Below are 18,186 nucleotides of genomic sequence, written 5' to 3'. Positions count from 1 at the left end.
CGCAATGCAAAGACCAAACGCATAAAAAGCGCTGACTCGAAAGAAGCAGCGCTTTTTTATTGCAGCAGACAACCACCAATCAGGCGTTGCGGACTCCCAAGGCATCGGATTGCGCTGCGCCGACCGCAACCAGCTCTGCCAACAGGTCTCCCGTCAGATCGACCAACGACGCATCGGCAAAGAATCGAGCCCGGATCAGCTCGAAATAGGGCGTTCCGGCCAGCCACGCACCCCACTCAGCGTGCGACACCGCATGCAATTCCAGAAGCTTGAACTTCATCAGCACCTTCATGGCATGACGCGCGTGCTTCACCGGGTCTCGCTGCAGTCCAGCTAAGCGCTTGCGCGCCGTCAGCAAGGCTCGGTCGACGTCGCCAAAGACTCCGCCGTGACCTGGAATCACCTGGCGCGGCGCCAATTTCTCGATCAGATCAAGCGTTGCCGCAATGTCCCCGAACGAGGGCTCACCCATCAGCTCCGGAAAGGCGATGCCAAACCCGTTCTCCCAGAGCGCATCCGCGGAAATCAGGGTCCGCGACACCGGATCGAACAGGATCACCGAATGCGGATCGTGGCCCGGAGCCCCATGCACTTGCCACGCGCTGTCTCCCAGCAGGCATTCAGTGCCTGGCTCGAGCAGTCCAGTGAAGCCAAAGCGCGGGCAACTCTGCCCCGTCGCAAGAAAACTCAGACCCCGCGCATCCCATCGTTCAACCAGCGCCGCCTCTCCAGGCGGAATGTCCGTCCGCAGCGATGGATAACGCTGCTGCAACGCCGCGTTCCCCCCGCAGTGGTCGCTGTGCAGGTGCGTGTTCAGCACCCGATCAAGCGGACGTTCGCCCAACACCGACTCGACCAAGGCCAGCGTCTGATCGGCATGCGTGGCATAGCCGGTGTCGACCAGCGCCGTTTCCTCGGCTCCGACGAAGAGGATGTTGTTCGAAGACAGCCAGCCCCGCTCGAACACGACGACATTCGCCGGCAGCCCGGCGCTGGCTCCCCCCTGGTGCCCCACGCGCTCAGGCACCGGCGCTGGTGCGCAGCTCGCGCCGCAGGATCTTCCCGACGTTGGTCTTGGGCAGCGACTCGCGGAACTCGATGTGCTTCGGCCGCTTGTAGCCGGTGAGCTGTCCGTTGCAGTACTGGAGCACGGCGTCTTCCGTCAGCGTCGGGTCCTTGCGGACCACGAAGACCTTGATGGCTTCGCCTTGCTTCTCGTCCGGCACACCCACGGCAGCGCATTCGACCACCCCCGGGCACAGCGAGATCACGTTCTCCAACTCGTTGGGGAACACGTTGAAACCGCTGACGAGGATCATGTCCTTCTTGCGGTCGACGATCCGGCTGTAGCCGTCTTCCTGCATCACGGCGATGTCGCCGGTGCGCATGAAGCCGTCGGCCGTGAAGGCCGCGGCCGTCTCGGCGGGCTGGTTGTAGTAGCCGGTCATCACGTTCGGCCCCTTGATGCACAGCTCGCCCGCCTGACCGATCGGCAGCGATTGGCCTTCATCGTCCTTGATCGCGATCTCAATGCTCGGCAACGGCAGGCCGATGGTGCCCGTGAACTTCGTGTTCGACACCGGGTTGTTGGTGCCGATCGCACAGGTCTCGCTCATGCCCCAGCCTTCGATCATCGGGCAGCCGGTGGCCTCGAACCACTTGCGCGCCGTGCCTTCCGAGGCGGCCATGCCGCCGGCCTGCGACACGAACAGCGTGGAGAAATCGACCGTCTTGAACTCCGGGTGCATCAGCAGCGCATTGAACAAGGTGTTCACCGCCGGCAGCATGTGGAAGGGCCGCTTCTTCAGCACCGCGACGAACTTGTTGAAGTCGCGCGGGTTCGGAATCAGCGTCATGTGCGAGCCCTGGCGGATCACCAGCAGGCACAGCGTCAGCGCGAAGATGTGATACAGCGGCAGCGCGGCGATGCTGTTGACCTTCGCCAGGTCGCCGGCCCGCGCCAGTGCGGGCGTGAACCAGGCTTCGGCCTGCAGCGTGGCGGCCACGATGTTGCGATGGGTCAGCACCGCACCCTTCGACAGGCCGGTGGTGCCGCCCGTGTACTGCAGGAAGGCGATCGAATCGAGCGTGCTCTGGTCGGGCCCGAGCGTGCGCCCGCGGCCTTCGGCAATCGCCTGCTTGAACGGCGTGACCGTGCGGCCGTCGCTCAGTGGCAGCTTGTAGGGCGGCACCATCTTGGCCAGGTGGCGCACGGCCACCGTGATCCAGGCGCCGTACAGCCCGCCGAGCAGGTCGCCCATCGCGGTCATCACCACGTGCTTGACCGGCGTGCGCTCGATCACCTGTTCGAGCGTGGCGGCAAAGTTCTCGAGGATGACGATGGCGGTGGCGCCGGAGTCCTTGAGCTGGTGCTCCAGCTCGCGCGCCGTGTACAGCGGATTGACGTTGACGCAGGTGTAGCCCGCGCGCAGCACGGCGCACATCGTGACCGCGAACTGCGGCACGTTGGGCAGCATGATCGCCACCCGCGCACCGGGCGCGAGGCCCTGCGATTGCAGCCAGGCACCCATCGCCTTCGAGAGCGTGTCGAGCTCGCCGTACGACATCCAGCGCTCCATGCAGACCGAGAACGGACGGTCCTTGTAGCGGCCGAAAGCCTCGTCGAACATGTGAGGCAGGGAGCGGTACTGCTCCGGATGAATCTCGTGTGGCACGCCGGCCGGGTAGTTCTGTCGCGCGGATGTCTGCATGCAAGCTCCTTTGGCGCGGATTGTGGGAGCCAATGCCTCCCACCCGCCAGCGGGCTTGTCCTAGGGGCGCATACCCGGTGTCGCGCAGGCGATAGCCGCCGCGCGCGCCGGGGTCACACAGATGCCGATCAGGCGTTGCCGGATTCGCCCGGCAGCAGCACGCCGGCCGGAATGTCGGGCTGCACCTCGAGCGCGCGGTACAGCGGCGTGAAGTCGGGTGCCGTGAGATCGAAGAGCTGCGCGAAGTTCTCGATCACGAAGTAGTTGGCCTGGTAGGTGTCGATCTTGTATTGCGTGCGCATGGTGCGCAGCAGGTCGAGCGGGAGGCGGTGCGGCTCGGGGCTGCGCACCGCGTGCTGCAGCTCACCGACCGAGCTCAGGATGCCGGCGCCGTAGGCGCGCAGGCCCTCGGGCTGGCGGATCAGGCCGAACTCGACCGTGTACCAGTACAGCCGCGCCAGCTTCTCGCCGGCGCCCAGCTCGTGCGCCTTGATGCCGCCCTGGCCGTAGCGCTGCACGTAGTCAGCGAAGGTCGGGTCGAACAGCATCGGCACGTGGCCGAACAGGTCGTGGAACACGTCGGGCTCGACGATGTAGTCGAACTCTTCGGGCTTGCGGATCCAGTCGGTCACCGGGAACTTGCGGTTCGCCAGCAGCGTGAAGAAAGGCAGCTCGGGAATCAGCCCCGGCACCGCGACGATCTCCCAGCCGGTGGCGCGGTGCAGGCGCTCGTTGAGTTCCTCGAAGCGCGGGATGCGGTCCTTCACGCCGAGCAGCGGCAGCGCCTTGATGAAGGCGTCGCAGGCCAGGCCCGTCAGCTGCGCGGCCTGGCGTTCGTACAGCCGCTTGTAGGTGTCATGGTCGGCCGCCGTGTAGCTGGCCCAGTCCTGTGGGCAGGTGTAGTCGGCTTGCACCGAACCGCCGCGCGAGTAGTCGCCGCGCGGCGGGCGATCGGAGGCGCCATAGACGGCGGGAGTGACAACGGCGGCGGGGGTATCCATGGGGCGTTCGGTTTCTCGGGTTACTTGAGCCAGCGGTCCATCACGCGCTGGAAGTCGCCGCCGGCTTGCTGCAGGTGCAGCCATTGGTCGACATACGATTTGAAAGCCACGTCGTCGCGCGGCAGCATCCAGGCCATCTCGCCGTACTGCAGCGGCTTGTCGGGGTTCACCGCGCACAGCCCGGGCTTGAGCTTTTGCTGCGTGATGGCCTCGGCCGATTCGGTGACGAACACGTCGGCGCGGTTGGCCAGGATCTCGTCGAAGATCGTGACGTTCTCGCCGTGCAGCGTGAGCCTGGCCTGCTTGAAGTTGGTGCGGGCGAAGCGTTCGTTGCTGCCGCCCGGGTTGAAGATCACGCGGGTCGACGGTCGGTCGATGGCCGCCACGCTCTGGTACTTGGCTACGTCGGCGCAGCGCGCGATGGGCGTCTTGCCGTTGACCATGTACGGCGCGCTGAAGAAGGCGCGCTTCTGGCGGTCGGTGGTCACCGACACGCCGCCCACGGCGATGTCGCACTTGCCGGCGGCCAGGTCGGGCAGCAGGTTGGCCCACGTCGTCTTGACCCACTCGGGCTTGGCGCCGAGGCTGGCGCTGAAGCCGGTCATCAGGTCGACGTCGATGCCTTCGAACGAGGCGTCGGCCTTCTGGAAGCTGAAGGGCCGGTAGTCGCCCGGCGTGCAGATGCGCAGCACCGCCGCCTTCTGCACCGTGTCCAGGTGCGAGGCACCCGGGCCGGCCGCGGGCGGCGCCGAAGCACAGCCCGAGAGCACGACAGCAGCGGCGGCTGCCGCGACGAAGGAAGTGACGACAGTCGAAGAAGACGCGTGGCGCATGCCGGGCTCCAGGGCAGTGGTGAAGCGCCTTATTTTGCGGCGCTCAGCACGCCCCGGCGCATCTGGTCGAGCTCGATGCTCTCGAACAGCGCCTTGAAGTTGCCGTTGCCGAAGCCGTCGTCGCCCTTGCGCTGGATGAACTCGAAGAAGATCGGGCCCAGCTGGTTCTCGCTGAAGATCTGCAGCAGCAGCGCGTCCTTCTTGCCGTCGATCAGGATCTTGCGCTTCTTCAGCTCGGCCACGCTTTCGCCGTGCTCGGGAATGCGCTTGTCGATCAGCTCGTAGTAGGTGTCGATGGTGTCCAGCAGCGTCACGCCGTTGGCGCGCAGCGCGTCGACGCTCTCGTACAGGTTGTCCGAACCCATGGCGATGTGCTGGATGCCCTCGCCCTTGTACATGTCCAGGTACTCCTGGATCTGGCCGGCCTGTTCCTTGCCCTCTTCGTTGATCGGGATGCGGATCTTGCCGCAGGGGCTGGTCATGGCCTTGCTCTTCACGCCCGTCACCTGGCCCTCGATGTCGAAGTACTTCACTTCGCGGAAGTTGAAGAGCTTCTCGTAGAAATTGGCCCACACGTCCATGCGGCCGCGGTACACGTTGTGCGTCAGGTGGTCGATGTAGGTCAGGCCGTTGCCCTTGCGCGCCAGCGCGTCCTGCGACGACACGCCCGGCAGCGCCTCGAAGTCCACGTCGTAGAAGCCGATGTTGCCGATGTCGCCCGGCTGCGCGCCGTTCTTGCCCGGCCAGCGGTCCACCAGGTAGATCAGGCTGTCGCCGATGCCCTTGATGGCGGGGATGTTCAGCTCGCCCGGGCCGGCCTTGTCGGCGAAGCCCCAGGCGCCCAGCGCGGTGGCGCGTTCGTAGGCCTGCTTGGCGTCCTGCACGCGGAAGGCGATGGCGCACACGCTCGGGCCGTGCTCGCGCGCAAAACGCTGGGCGAACGAATCGGGCTCGGCATTCAGGATGAAGTTGATCGTGCCCTGGCGGTACAGCAGCACGTTCTTGTGACGGTGCTTGGCGATGGCCACGAAGCCCATGCGCTCGAACACCTTGCCCATCGCGACCGGATCGGGTGCCGCGTACTCGATGAATTCGAAGCCGTCGGTGCCCATCGGGTTCTCCCAGGGCGTGAAGGCGGGGGCGTCGGCGTGGCTCATGGGTGCTGTCTCCGGAAAGTGGGGAAGTTGTGCAGAAAGGAAAACAAAGGCCCGGATCCGGGCCGTGCTGCACTGTAGGTCGGAAGGCTTTCAGGTTTTCTGCGTTTCTGGGCGCCATGGGTGGTCATGACGCAGTAAAACTGCAAAAATGAAGAAATGGAAGCACTCGACAAGATAGATCGGCTCATTTTGCGCATGCTGCAAGCAGACGGCCGCGCCACCTACGACCAGATCGCGGAGCAGGTCAGCCTGTCGCCCAGCGCCGTGCTGCGGCGCGTCAAGCGGCTCGAGGAGCACAAGGTCATCGACCGCTACGTGGCGCTGGTCCAGCCCGAGGCGGTCGGCCTGGGCCTCACGGCCTACCTGAACGTGCGGCTCGAAAAGCACACCGAAACCCACAAGCGCAACCCCATGGACCTGTTCCGCGCCAGCGTGCAGACCTGGCCCGAGGTGGTCGAGTGCGCGGCCCTCACCGGCGACATGGACTACCTGCTGCGCGTGGTGGTGGCCGACATGGCGCACTACAGCCGCTTCATCATGGACACCCTGCTGAAGCACCCCAGCGTCGAAGACTGCAAGACCAGCTTCGTGCTCGATCGTGTCAAAGCCACAACATCTGTGCCCGTTTAACCACAAATTGGTTGCGTAAACACCACGGACTCTGGTATCGAGTCACGAATGCGTCCAGAAAGTGTCCTTGCGGGCTTGGTGATTAAGGGAAAACCCTTACATTGGAGCCATGCTTACCGCCAAGACCCTCCTCAAAGCGTCTCTCGGCCTCGGCTCTTTCCTGAAGGCGCCGATGGTTGAGGCGCAACCGCGCGCCGTCAGCGCGCCCCCACCCGTCATGGTGCCGATCCGTTCGATCGGCCCGCGCGAACGCGAACGCATCGCGCGCCACCTGCTGGACCTGACGCCGCACGACCGCTACCTGCGCTTCGGCTACGCCGCGGCCGACGAGCAGGTCCTGCGCTATGTCGAAGGCCTGGACTTCGACCGTGACGAACTGTTCGGCATCTACAACCGCCGCCTCGACCTGATCGCGATGGCGCACGTGGCCTACGCACCCGGCGACCAGCACAGCGACTGCGCCGAATTCGGCGTGTCCGTGTCGTCGCACGCCCGCGGCCGCGGTTATGGTGCGCGCCTGTTCGAACGCGCCGTGGTTGCCGCGCGCAACGAAGGCGTGGGCATGCTCTTCATCCATGCGCTGAGCGAAAACGCGGCCATGCTCAAGATCGCCCGCAACGCCGGCGCCACCGTGGTGCGCAGCGGCTCCGAGTCGGAAGCGCACCTGCAGCTGCCCACCGCTACCTTCGACAGCCGCATGAGCGAGATCGCGCTGGAGCATTACGCCGCCGTCGATTTCGCGCTCAAGAGCCGCGCCAAGCAGTTCTGGGCCTTCCTGGCGAGCCTGCAGGAAGTGCGCAGCGGCATGCGCGACGCAAGAAGCAAATCGGCCCCCTGAGCGGGCGAGGGCGGCCTATGCCGGCCGGACGGTAGAGCCTGTCATGCGCAATCCGTTATCCTTGTCTCTCTTCAACTCCGCCCTCCCGCAGTGGCCGACCCTCACCCTGAACGCGCTCCCGTTGAACGGGAAGACAAGCGTGGCTTTCTCCAGAAGCTCGCCGAATTCATCCACCCCGGCCCCGATTCGCGCGACGAGCTGATCGAAACCCTCGCCGATGCCGAGGACAACGAGGTGATCGGCGCCGAATCGCGCGTGATGCTCGAAGGCGTGCTGCGCATGGCCGACATGACGGCCGGTGACGTGATGGTCGCGGCGCCGCGCATGGACCTCGTGAACATCGACGCGCCCTTCGACGCGCTGCTGCACGCCGTGATCCAGACCGCGCACTCGCGCTTTCCGGTCTACGAGGGCGAAAAAGAAAACATCATCGGCATCCTGCTCGCGAAGGACCTGCTCAAGCTGCAGCGCGCGCCGGGCCTGAACATCCGCGCCTTGCTGCGCCCGGCCACCTTCGTGCCCGAGAGCAAGGGCCTGAACGACCTGCTGCGCGAGTTCCGCGGCAACCGCAACCACCTGGCCATCGTCATCGACGAGTTCGGCCGCGTGGCCGGCCTCATCACCATCGAGGACGTGCTCGAGCAGATCGTCGGCGAGATCGAGGACGAGTTCGACATCGCCGAAGACGAGGGCGACATCTTCGGCCTGGCCGACCACACCTACCGCGTCTCGGGCGACACACCCATCGAGCGCGTGGCCGAGGCCTTCGGCATCGTCTTCAACGAAGAACAGCTGAGCGAAGACTTCGACACCATCGGCGGACTCATCGCGCACGAGATGGGCCACGTGCCCAAGCGCGGCGAGCACCACGCCATCGGCGGCTTCGACTTCGTCGTGCTGCACACCAAGGGCGGCGCGGTGCGCTGGTTCCGGGTGTCGCCGGCGCGCGGCGGCGACGCGGCCGACTGATGCCGGCGCCTGCAGCAGCGGCCCCGGCCCGCGTCTCGCCCACCTCTCCCCCTTCCTCCGCCGCCTCCGGGCTGCTTCGCCTGCTCGGCTTCGGCCTGGCGGGCGTGGCGCAGGCCCTGTCCATCGCATGGCCGGGCGACGGCCGTCCGCTGTGGTGGCTGCAGCTGCTGTCGCTGGCGGGGCTGGTCTGGCTGCTCGACGGCCTGCGCGCCCAAGGCGCGGGCTGGCGCCGCGCCGGCCTGCACGGCTGGGTGTTCGCGACCGCCTGGCTCACCGGCAGCTTCTGGTGGCTCTTCATCTCGATGCACACCTACGGCGGGCTGCCGGCGCCGCTGGCGGTGATCGCCGTGCTCGCGCTGGCGGCGGCGCTCGGGCTCTACTACGCCGTGGCCTGCGCCTGGTTCGTGGTGCGCGGGCCGGCAGGGCGCGTCGCGGGTGCCTTCGTGTTCGCGGCGCTGTGGACGCTGGCCGAGCTCGTGCGCGGCAGCTGGTTCACCGGCTTTCCCTGGGGCGCGGGCGGCTACGCCCATGTTGACGGCCCGCTGGCCGCGCTGGCGCCGTGGGTCGGCGTGTACGGCATCGGCGCCGCGGCGGCACTGGCCGTGGCGCTGGTCGCGCGACGCCTGCCGCTGCGCGGCGTGGCGCCGACGGCGCTGGCCGCCGTGCTGCTCGCCGCGGTCTTCGTGCTGCCCAACGTTGTCTCGCCGCTGCCTGCCGATGCGCGCGGCGCGCAGGGCACTGCCGGCACGCTGCAGGTCGCACTGCTGCAGGGCAACATCCCGCAGGACGAGAAATTCATTCCCGGCGGCGGCATCGAAACCGCGCTGCGCTGGTACGCCGAACAGCTGCGCGACGCCAAGGCCCAGCTCGTGGTCACGCCCGAAACGGCGCTGCCGCTGCTGCCGCGCCAGCTGCCCGCCGGCTACCTCGACAGCATCCAGGAACGCTACGGCCAGCCGGGCTCGCAGCAGGCCGCCATCGTCGGCCTACCGCTCGGCGACGGGCCGGGCACCTACCGCAACGCCGTGCTCGGCTTCATGCCCGGTGGCGCGGCGCAGCCCTACGCCTACAGCAAGCACCACCTCGTGCCCTTCGGCGAATTCATTCCGTCGGGCTTTCGCTGGTTCATCCGCATGATGAGCATCCCGCTGGGCGACTTCGAGCGCGGCGGGCTGGCACAGGCGCCCTTCGTCTGGCAGGGCCAGCGCATCGCGCCCAACATCTGCTACGAAGACTTGTTCGGCGACGAGATCGGCGCGAACTTCCGCGACGAGGCCACGGCGCCGACCGTCCTGCTCAACGTCAGCAACATCGCCTGGTTCGGTGACTCGGTCGCCATCGACCAGCACCTGGCCATCTCGCGCATGCGCGCGCTCGAGTTCGCGCGGCCGATGGTGCGGTCCACCAACACTGGCGCCACCGTGGTGATCGACGCCGCGGGCCGCGTCACGCACCAGCTGCCGCGTCTCACGCGCGGCGTGCTCGAAGCGCCGGTCGAGGGCCGGCGCGGGCTCACGCCCTTCGCGCGCTGGGTCGCACCCTTCGGCCTGTGGCCGCTGTGGATCGCGGCGCTGGCGATCGTCGCGCTCGGCGCTGTCGTCCTCCGGCCCGGGCGCAACCAGGGCTGAGCCGCACCGGCGGATGCACATTCGACGTCGTCGTTCATGAAGCACCACCACCGCCCCAAGCCCGCCGCGCCATCCGCTGTTGATGGCGCAGGCGACCTTCGCGCCAGGGGCTCGGTGCTCGAAGTCTTTCTCGCTTTCCTGAAGCTCGGCCTGACCTCCTTCGGCGGACCGGTGGCGCACCTGGGCTACTTCCGCACGGAGTTCGTGGAGCGCCGCAAGTGGCTCGACGACAAGCGCTATTCCGACCTCGTGGCGCTGTGCCAGTTCCTGCCCGGGCCCGCAAGCAGCCAGGTCGGCATCGCGCTGGGGCTCGGCCGCGCGGGGTGGGGCGGGGCGCTGGCGGCGTGGCTCGGCTTCACGCTGCCGTCCGCCGTGGCGCTCATCCTCTTTGCGGCCGGCGTCACGCAGTGGGCGGGGCTGGCCCAATCGGGCGCGGTGCACGGGCTGAAGGTCGTCGCGGTGGCCGTCATCGCGCAGGCGGTGTGGGGCATGGCGAAGTCGCTGTGCCCCGACCGGCTGCGTGCGGGCGTGGCCATCGCCGCGGCGCTGCTGGTGCTCGCGGTGCCCTCGGCCATGGGGCAGATCGTCGCCATCGTCGCCGGGGGCGTCGTCGGCCGGTGGGCGCTGCCGTCCGGCCACCTGCCCGCCGCGCAGCACCGCGACCACGGCGTGAGCAAGGCGACCGGCGCCGCGCTGCTGGGCCTGTTCGCCGCGCTGCTCGTCGCCCTGCCGATGCTGGCTGCGGCGACGCAGTGGCCGCCGCTGTCCGTCATCGCGTCCTTCTACCGGTCGGGCGCGCTGGTGTTCGGCGGTGGGCACGTCGTGCTGCCCTTGCTGCAGGCGGGTGTGGTGCCGACGGGCCTGGTCTCGAACGACGTGTTCCTGGCGGGCTACGGCGCAGCGCAGGCCGTGCCGGGGCCCTTGTTCACCTTCGCGGCCTTCCTCGGCGCCGCCATGCTGGGGCCGTTCGGTGGCTGGGTGGGCGGCTTGGCGCTGCTGCTGGCCATCTTCCTGCCGGCCTTCCTGCTGGTGGTGGGTGCGCTGCCGTTCTGGGAGACGCTGCGCCAGCGCGACGCGGTCCAGCGCGCGATGGCGGGCGTCAACGCGGCGGTTGTCGGCGTGCTGCTCGCCGCGCTCTACGACCCGGTGTGGACGAGCGCGATCCACTCGAAGGCCGATTTCGGGCTGGCGCTGGCGGCGTTCGGCTTGCTGGTCTACGCGCGCCTGTCGCCGGTGTGGGTCGTCGGGCTGGCGGCGGTGGCGGGCTGGCTGCTGGCCCTCTAAGGCCGGCGCATGACCGCATGCCATGCCGGCATGCAGCGGCATGGCATGCGGGCATGGTTCATGTATCTTCCTCGCCGCCTCGAGAAATCATCCTCAAACCAAGGAGCCCGTATGTACTTTTCTACCCATTTCCGTGCCTTTGCGGCCGGTGCCGCACTGCTCGCGGCCAGCGCGCTCGCGCAGGCCCAGCAGGCGCTGCCCAACGTGGTGATCCTGGCGACCGGCGGCACCATCGCCGGTGCCGGCGCATCGGCCGTCAACAGCGCGACCTACGCGGCCGCCAAGGTCGGCGTCGAGAAGCTGATCGCCGGCCTGCCCGAGCTGGCCAAGGTCGCCAACGTGCGCGGCGAGCAGGTGTTCCAGGTCGCATCGGAAAGCCTCACCAACGACAACCTGATGACGCTGGCCAAGCGCGTCTCGGCGCTGTCCAAGCAGTCGGACGTCGATGGCATCGTCATCACCCACGGCACCGACACGCTGGAAGAAACCGCCTACTTCCTGACGCTCACCGTGCACACCAACAAGCCGATCGTCGTGGTCGGCTCGATGCGCCCGGGCACGGCCCTGTCGGCCGACGGCGCGCTCAACCTGTACGACGCCGTGAACGTGGCGGGCAGCAAGGACGCGATGGGCAAGGGCGTGCTGGTGACGATGGGCGACAACATCGACACCGGCCGCGACGTGAGCAAGAACGTCAACATCAAGACCAGCGCGTTCTCCAGCCAGTGGGGTCCGCTGGGCATGATCGTCGAGGGCAAGAACTACTGGTTCCGCGCGCCGGTCAAGCGCCACACCACGAACTCGGAGTTCAACATCGACACCATCACCGCGCTGCCGCCGGTCGAGATCGCGATGGGCTACGAAGGCGTGTCGTCGGTGGCCATCGACGCGATCGCCAAGAGCGGCGCCAAGGCGCTGATCCACGGCGGCACGGGCAATGGTTCGGTGGCCGACCGCATCGTGCCGAACCTGCAGAAGGCTCGCACCGACGGCGTGATCGTCATTCGCAGCTCGCGCGTGCCCGACGGCTTCGTGATCCGCAACGCCGAGCAGCCCGACGACAAGTACGACTGGGTGGTGGCGCACGACCTGCGCCCGCAGAAGGCGCGCATCCTGGCGATGGTGGCCCTCACGAAGACCAACAACACCAAAGAGCTTCAGCGCATCTTCTGGGAATACTGATCGACGGTCAGCGCGCGGTGCGGCGCTTGCGGTGCCGCGCGTATTCCAGGCTGCTCACGCACACCAGCAGCCAGCCCAGGCCGGTCAGCAGGCCGGCCGCGACATCGCTCGCGAAGTGCACCTGAAGGAAGATCCGGCTGCAGGCGATGGTGACGATGGCCGCCACCGCGGCCATGGCGGCCGGCACATGCCAGCGCGCCGGCAGCAGCCGCAGCGCCAGGTACAGCAGCATCCCGTAGCTCACGATCGCGCCTGCGCTGTGGCCGCTGGGAAAGCTGAAGCTCGTTTCCAGCGCCAGCCCGTGGTCGTGCACCGGCCGGGCCCGCGCAAAGATGTGCTTGAGCGCGGGGTTCAGCACCACGATGCCGCCGAGCGCGGTCACCCAGCCCAGCGCCAGCCCACGATGCGCGTTGCGCCACAGCAGCAGCGCGACCAGCCCGCACACGGGCGCGAGCAGCTGCGCGTCGCCCAGGTGCGTGAGCCAGCTGAAGCTCACGAGCGCGCCCCACGGCACGTGGGCGGCGATGGCGTCGGCCAGCGCCTGGTCGGCGCGGCCCATGGTGCGGCCGTCGCCCAGGTGCGAGGCGATCCATGCAACCAGAAAAGCCGCCGCGAGGATCAGTACGAAGCCCAGCCCCAGGCCGAGCGCCAGGCGCGATTCGTCAGGCTCGCCCGTGTCGGGCAAAGGATGACGCCGTTGCAGCATCCGGCAGGCGAGGCCGGCGCCGAGCACCGACACGACCAGCGCAAGCGCGAACCAGGCCAGGGCGTGTTCGCCCAGCTGTTGTGCAAGAAGAACCAAGGGGGCTGAAGAAGAAAGAAGAAGGGTGTCCGCAGGAGGCATGCGGCGCAACCCTAAGGGGCCGTCGCGCGGCTGGCAAGCGGAAGCCGCAATAGGTCGACGCGCGTGAAGGCTTTGTCTGTCGCCGAATGGTCCCAGCGCTCGACCACGCACACGCGCTGCGCGCCGTCGCCGGACGCCTCCGCGCGCAGCACGTTCACCGAGTTCGGCGCGTCCCAGCGCACGCGCGTCGACACGGCGGTGCCGGCCTGCACCGCCCAGGCCGTGGGCGGGCAGCCCGGAAAGCGCTCGTCCAGCGGGCGCACGAAAGGCAGGTGGATGTGGCCGCCGACGATCAGGTCGGCGCCCGACTCTGTCCAGCGCGCCACCGCCGCCGCGCGCCCGTGCAGTCGGTTCTGCCGGTCTTCGGGCCGCGTCACCAGCACCGGCTGGTGCGTCACGACCACGCGCACCTGCCGGGGCGAAGCCTGTGCCAGTCGCGCCGCCACGCGCTCGACCTGAGCGGGCGACACCTCGCCGTCCTCGTGCCGGTACCAGCGCGTCGTGTTGACCGTGACCACCAGCCAGTCGTCGCAGGCGAACACCGGCTCCAGGTCGGCGCCGAAGACCTCGGTGTAGCGGCCGTAGGGCGAGAAGACGCGCGCCGCCAGCTGGAACAGCGGGATGTCGTGGTTGCCCGGAATCGCGACCACCGGCGCCGCGAGCCGCTCGGCAAAGGCGCGCGCCGCCGCGAACTGGCGGCGCGTGGCGCGCTGCGTGATGTCGCCCGACAGCAGCACCGCCTGCGGCGCGAGCGCGTGCGCCAGGCGTTCGAGCGCCTGCAGCACCTCGGGCTGCTCGGTGCCGAAGTGCGGGTCGGACACTTGCAGCAGGCAGCTCATGGCCGTGCCGCCTCCAACTCGGGCGCGCTGTCGGGCCGCACCAGCCACAGCGGGTCGGGCGCCACGCGGAACAGCAAGGGCATGTCGACCCAGTCGATCTCGCCGTCGGTGGCGATCTTCACGCGGCGCGGCGTGCGCAGCCGGCCGGCCTTCACCGTCATCGACTCGAAGGGAAAGCTCAGCACCTCGTCGGCGTCGCCCAGCCGCCCGAGCGCACCGCGCACCAGCAGCCCCGGCATCGCCAGCAGGCCGACCGGCTTGAGCGCCACCGCGGTCAGCCGGCCCTGCTCGGGCGCCTCGGCGTGGTCGACGCCCGCCTGCATCAGCTGCAACGGGTTGTTGCCCACGAACAGCGTGGGCGTGCGGATGTCGCGCTCGTGGCCGTGCGAGGCGATGCGCAACTGCCAGTGGCGATGGCGCCCGCGCAGCACCGTCAGCAGGCCCGAGTAGAAGGCGATCCAGCGGTGGCGGCCGAAGCGCGCCTTGTGGCTCTCGCGCTCCTCCAGCAGGTCGGCATACAGGCCCATGCTGGCGTTGACCAGGAACACGCGGTCGTTCACCAGCCCCACTTGCACCGCCCGGGGCTGCTGCGTGAGCAGCACCTGCAGCGCCTGCGCCGTGTCGCGCGGGATGCCGTGGGTGCGGCTGAAGTAGTTGAAGGTGCCCTGCGGCAGCACGCCGAAAGGGCAGCCGCTGCCCAGCGTGGCCTGGGCCACGGCGTTGATGGTGCCGTCGCCGCCAGCGGCCACCACCACGCCGCCCACGGCCCGGGCCCGTTCGACCGCTTCGCGCGCCAGCGCCTGCACGCGGCCGGGGCCGTCCACGAGGAACACGCGGTGCCGGCGGCCGTCCGCGGCAAAGGCGTCGTCGATGACCTGCCGGGCCTGCGCGGCGTCTTCGCTGCCGGAGCCGGCATTGAGCACGATGAAAAACGGGGTGTCGGGGCCGATGTGGGGCGATGCCATGCAGTGAGAGAGGGGGAAAGCACAGGAAAGTGCCGAAAGCGGCGGGAAACGCAAAAAAGCGTGCGGGGCCGGGCTTTGTCCCACAGCCGTGCGGGCTGTCGCGGCAGCCGGCATCCCGAGCGGCTGTGGGAGAGATGCCCTCCCGCGAACGTAAAATCGTCGCCTTTCGCGGCGTGTGCCGCGCCACCGTCCCGTCCAATGTCCGGCCCCCGACGCCGGCCAGCTTCATGTTGACCTTCCAGCAAATCATTCTCAAACTGCAGTCGTACTGGGCCGACAAGGGCTGTGCGCTGCTGCAACCGTACGACATGGAAGTGGGCGCGGGCACCTCGCACACCGCCACCTTCCTGCGCGCGCTCGGCCCCGAGCCCTGGAAGGCCGCCTACGTGCAGCCCAGCCGCCGCCCCAAGGACGGCCGCTACGGCGAGAACCCCAACCGCCTGCAGCACTACTACCAGTACCAGGTCGTGCTCAAGCCCGCGCCCAGCAACATCCTCGAGCTCTACCTCGGCAGCCTCGAGGCCCTGGGCTTCGACCTGAAGAAGAACGACATCCGTTTCGTGGAAGACGACTGGGAGAACCCCACGCTCGGCGCCTGGGGCCTGGGCTGGGAGGTCTGGCTCAACGGCATGGAAGTGACGCAGTTCACCTACTTCCAGCAGGTCGGCGGCATCGACTGCAAGCCCATCACCGGCGAGATCACCTACGGCCTGGAGCGCCTGGCCATGTACCTGCAGGGCGTGGACAACGTCTACAACCTGACCTGGACCGACGGCCTGAGCTACGGCGACGTCTACAAGCAGAACGAGGTCGAGCAGTCGACCTACAACTTCGAGCACAGCGACGCCGAGTTCCTCTTCACCGCCTTCGCCGCGCACGAGAAGCAGGCCAAGCACCTCATGACCGAGCAGCTCGCGCTGCCGGCCTACGAGCAGGTGCTCAAGGCTGCGCACAGCTTCAACCTGCTGGACGCGCGCGGCGCGATCAGCGTGACCGAGCGCGCGGCCTACATCGGCCGCATCCGCAACCTCGCGCGCAGCGTGGCGCAGAGCTACTACGACAGCCGCGAACGCCTGGGCTTCCCGATGGCCCCGCGCGAGTGGGTGGCGCAGATGCCCCCGAAGAAAGCCGCCTGAGCGATGACGACCCCCATGAACAACAAGAACTCCCTGCTGGTTGAACTGTTTGTCGAAGAGCTGCCGCCGAAGGCGCTGAAGAAGCTCGGCGAGGCTTTCGCGGGCGTGCTGCGCGACCAGCTCGTGGCCCAAGGCCTGGCCGAGGCCGGCTCGGTGCTCACGCCCTACGCGTCGCCGCGCCGCCTGGCCGCGCACCTCACGCACGTGGCCGAGCGCGCCGCCGACAAGGCCGTGTCGCAAAAGCTCATGCCCGTGGCCGTGGGGCTCGACGCCTCGGGCCAGCCCACGCCCGCGCTGCTCAAGCGCCTGGCCGCGCTCGGCGCCGATGCCTCGGCCGTGCCGGGCCTCAAGCGCGCCATGGACGGCAAGGCGGAAGCCCTGTTCTACGAAAGCACCGCCAAGGGCGCCACGCTGGCCGAAGGCCTGCAGAAGGCCCTGGCCGAAGCCATCGCCAAGCTGCCGATCCCCAAGGTCATGAGCTACCAGCTCGAAAGCGGCTGCGAGCTGCCCGGCTGGAGCAGCGTGAGCTTCGTGCGCCCCGCGCACGGCCTCGTGGCATTGCATGCCGACACCGTGGTGCCCATCGAGGCGCTGGGCCTGAAGGCCGGCCGCGAGACGCACGGCCACCGCTTCGAGGCAGCGGTCGACCCCGTGGTGCTGCGTGATGCCAACAGCTACGCCCTGCAGCTGCAGGACGACGGCGCCGTCATCGCCAGCTTTGAAGCGCGCCGCGCCGAAATCGCACGCCAGCTCGCGGCCGCCGCCGTGACGGTGGGTGGCGGCTCCGTGCCGATCCACGACGACGCGCTGCTCGACGAAGTCACGGCGCTGGTCGAGCGCCCCAACGTGCTGGTCTGCAGCTTCGAGCGCGAGTTCCTCGAAGTGCCGCAGGAGTGCCTCATCCTCACGATGAAGGCCAACCAGAAGTACTTCCCGCTGCTCGACGCGCAAGCCAAGCTCACCAACAAGTTCCTCGTCGTCAGCAACATCAGCCCCGACGACGCGAGCGCCGTGACCGGCGGCAACGAGCGCGTGGTGCGCCCGCGCCTGGCCGACGCCAAGTTCTTCTTCGACCAGGACCGCAAGAAATCGCTGGCCTCGCGCGTCGAGTCGCTGGGCAAGGTGGTCTATCACAACAAGCTCGGCACGCAGGGCGAACGCGTGCAGCGCGTGATGCACATCGCGCGCGGCATTGCCGAAAAACTCGGCGACGCGACGCTCGCCGCGCAGGCCACCCAGGCCGCGCAACTGGCCAAGGCCGACCTCGTGACCGACATGGTCGGCGAGTTCCCCGAGCTGCAGGGCACCATGGGCCGCTACTACGCGCTGCACGACGGCCTCGATGCCGCGGTGGCCGATGCCATCGAAGATCACTACAAGCCGCGCTTCGCCGGCGACGAGCTGCCGCGCAACAGCGTGGGCCTCGTGGTCGCGCTGGCCGACAAGCTCGAGACGCTGGTCGGCATGTTCGGCATCGGCAACCTGCCCACCGGCGACCGCGACCCGTTCGCGCTGCGCCGCCACGCGCTGGGCGTGATCCGCATGCTGATCGAGAAAGACCTCGCGCTGGGGCTCGACGCCCTGCTGCAGGACGCCGCTGCGCAGTTCAGCGCCATCGACGGTTTCGACAGCAGCAAGGCCACGGTCGAGCTGCGCGACTTCATCCTCGACCGCCTCGCCGGCAGCCTGCGCGAGCAGGGCGCCAGCGCGCAGGAAGTCGATGCCGTGCTGGCCCCGCTGCCGCAGCGCCTGGGCGAAGTGCCCAAGCTGCTGGCGGCCGTGCGCGCCTTTGCCGCCCTGCCCGCCGCCGCCGCGCTGGCCGCCGCCAACAAGCGCATCGGCAACATCCTGAAGAAGGCGCCCGAAGCCGACGCGCACGTCAGCGAGCTGCTGCTGCAGGAGCCCGCCGAGAAGGCGCTGCACGCCGCCATGGCGCAGGTCGTGCCCGCCGCCAACGCCCAGTTCGACGCGGGCGACTACACCGGCTCGCTGCAGACGCTGGCCGCGCTGCGCGAACCGGTCGATGCGTTCTTCACGGACGTGATGGTGAACGCCGAGCAGGCCGACCTGCGGCTGAACCGCCTGGGCCTGCTGATGTCGCTGCACAGCGCGATGAACCGCGTGGCGCAGCTCGAGCGGCTGGCTGTCTGACCCCGTGCCCCATCCCTC

General features: G+C 68.5%; 16 protein-coding genes. 8 read left to right on the top strand and 8 right to left on the bottom strand.

From position 1 onward, the window contains the following. Window positions 1-79 precede the first annotated feature (79 nt). The 5 genes from AC57B8_RS19935 to hppD all read right to left on the bottom strand — a co-directional run bounded on the left by AC57B8_RS19935 (window position 80) and on the right by hppD (window position 5,702). A complete protein-coding gene (locus AC57B8_RS19935) occupies window positions 80-1,027 on the bottom strand; it encodes an MBL fold metallo-hydrolase (RefSeq protein ID WP_496480520.1) in 948 nt (315 codons plus the stop codon). Further along, the gene (locus tag AC57B8_RS19930; protein ID WP_307697145.1) at window positions 1,020-2,711 is read right to left on the bottom strand and encodes an AMP-binding protein; all 1,692 of its coding nucleotides are present in this window, start codon (window positions 2,709-2,711) and stop codon (window positions 1,020-1,022) included. The genes AC57B8_RS19935 and AC57B8_RS19930 overlap by 8 nt, the downstream gene beginning before the upstream one ends. A 128-nt stretch (window positions 2,712-2,839) precedes the next feature. Continuing rightward, window positions 2,840-3,712 carry a phenylalanine 4-monooxygenase gene (gene phhA, locus AC57B8_RS19925; protein ID WP_307590654.1) on the bottom strand — a complete coding sequence of 291 codons (873 nt, stop codon included), beginning with the start codon at window positions 3,710-3,712 and terminating at the stop codon, window positions 2,840-2,842. 20 nt (window positions 3,713-3,732) lie between these two features. Beyond that, window positions 3,733-4,545, bottom strand: coding sequence for a transporter substrate-binding domain-containing protein (locus AC57B8_RS19920; RefSeq protein WP_496480519.1), 813 nt, complete (start codon window positions 4,543-4,545; stop codon window positions 3,733-3,735). 29 nt (window positions 4,546-4,574) lie between these two features. Next, a complete protein-coding gene (hppD, locus tag AC57B8_RS19915; protein ID WP_139701335.1) occupies window positions 4,575-5,702 on the bottom strand; it encodes a 4-hydroxyphenylpyruvate dioxygenase in 1,128 nt (375 codons plus the stop codon). A 156-nt stretch (window positions 5,703-5,858) separates the two neighbouring features. On the opposite strand from hppD, the gene AC57B8_RS19910 reads away from it, so the two are divergent. The 6 genes from AC57B8_RS19910 to AC57B8_RS19885 all read left to right on the top strand — a co-directional run bounded on the left by AC57B8_RS19910 (window position 5,859) and on the right by AC57B8_RS19885 (window position 12,233). Continuing rightward, window positions 5,859-6,332: an Lrp/AsnC family transcriptional regulator gene (locus AC57B8_RS19910; RefSeq protein ID WP_062482247.1), complete on the top strand. Its 474-nt coding sequence runs from the start codon at window positions 5,859-5,861 to the stop codon at window positions 6,330-6,332. A 109-nt stretch (window positions 6,333-6,441) separates the two neighbouring features. Beyond that, entirely contained in the window at window positions 6,442-7,170 is a 729-nt protein-coding gene (locus AC57B8_RS19905) for a GNAT family N-acetyltransferase (RefSeq protein ID WP_062482250.1), read from the top strand. A gap of 90 nt (window positions 7,171-7,260) precedes the next feature. Further along, entirely contained in the window at window positions 7,261-8,139 is an 879-nt protein-coding gene (locus AC57B8_RS19900; protein ID WP_062482253.1) for a CorC family transporter, read from the top strand. Further along, window positions 8,139-9,767 (top strand): apolipoprotein N-acyltransferase, encoded by a 1,629-nt coding sequence (gene lnt / locus AC57B8_RS19895; RefSeq protein WP_496480518.1) that lies wholly within the window; start codon window positions 8,139-8,141, stop codon window positions 9,765-9,767. The genes AC57B8_RS19900 and lnt overlap by 1 nt, the downstream gene beginning before the upstream one ends. A 36-nt stretch (window positions 9,768-9,803) precedes the next feature. After that, the gene (gene chrA, locus AC57B8_RS19890; RefSeq protein WP_496480517.1) at window positions 9,804-11,051 is read left to right on the top strand and encodes a chromate efflux transporter; all 1,248 of its coding nucleotides are present in this window, start codon (window positions 9,804-9,806) and stop codon (window positions 11,049-11,051) included. Between the two features lie 111 nt (window positions 11,052-11,162). Continuing rightward, window positions 11,163-12,233: an asparaginase gene (locus AC57B8_RS19885; protein WP_062481776.1), complete on the top strand. Its 1,071-nt coding sequence runs from the start codon at window positions 11,163-11,165 to the stop codon at window positions 12,231-12,233. A 7-nt stretch (window positions 12,234-12,240) separates the two neighbouring features. Here AC57B8_RS19885 and AC57B8_RS19880 read toward each other — a convergent pair whose 3' ends face one another. The 3 genes from AC57B8_RS19880 to AC57B8_RS19870 are packed head-to-tail and all read right to left on the bottom strand — an operon-like array spanning window position 12,241 to window position 14,881. Next, window positions 12,241-13,077 (bottom strand): phosphatase PAP2 family protein, encoded by an 837-nt coding sequence (locus tag AC57B8_RS19880; protein WP_496480516.1) that lies wholly within the window; start codon window positions 13,075-13,077, stop codon window positions 12,241-12,243. A gap of 11 nt (window positions 13,078-13,088) precedes the next feature. Further along, entirely contained in the window at window positions 13,089-13,916 is an 828-nt protein-coding gene (locus AC57B8_RS19875; RefSeq protein ID WP_496480515.1) for a metallophosphoesterase family protein, read from the bottom strand. Next, window positions 13,913-14,881 (bottom strand): diacylglycerol/lipid kinase family protein, encoded by a 969-nt coding sequence (locus AC57B8_RS19870; RefSeq protein WP_095746940.1) that lies wholly within the window; start codon window positions 14,879-14,881, stop codon window positions 13,913-13,915. The genes AC57B8_RS19875 and AC57B8_RS19870 overlap by 4 nt, the downstream gene beginning before the upstream one ends. A gap of 227 nt (window positions 14,882-15,108) precedes the next feature. On the opposite strand from AC57B8_RS19870, the gene glyQ reads away from it, so the two are divergent. Together glyQ and glyS are read left to right on the top strand one after the other, a co-directional pair. Further along, window positions 15,109-16,017, top strand: a complete 909-nt coding sequence (gene glyQ, locus AC57B8_RS19865; RefSeq protein WP_062481784.1) for a glycine--tRNA ligase subunit alpha — start codon at window positions 15,109-15,111, stop codon at window positions 16,015-16,017. Window positions 16,018-16,032: 15 nt separating this feature from the next. Next, window positions 16,033-18,168: a glycine--tRNA ligase subunit beta gene (gene glyS / locus AC57B8_RS19860; protein ID WP_095947895.1), complete on the top strand. Its 2,136-nt coding sequence runs from the start codon at window positions 16,033-16,035 to the stop codon at window positions 18,166-18,168. Window positions 18,169-18,186: the final 18 nt, after the last annotated feature.

Source organism: Variovorax sp. BGA-UO-ETr-C22 (assembly GCF_059567965.1).
This window is presented reverse-complemented; position numbering and strand designations above follow the sequence as displayed.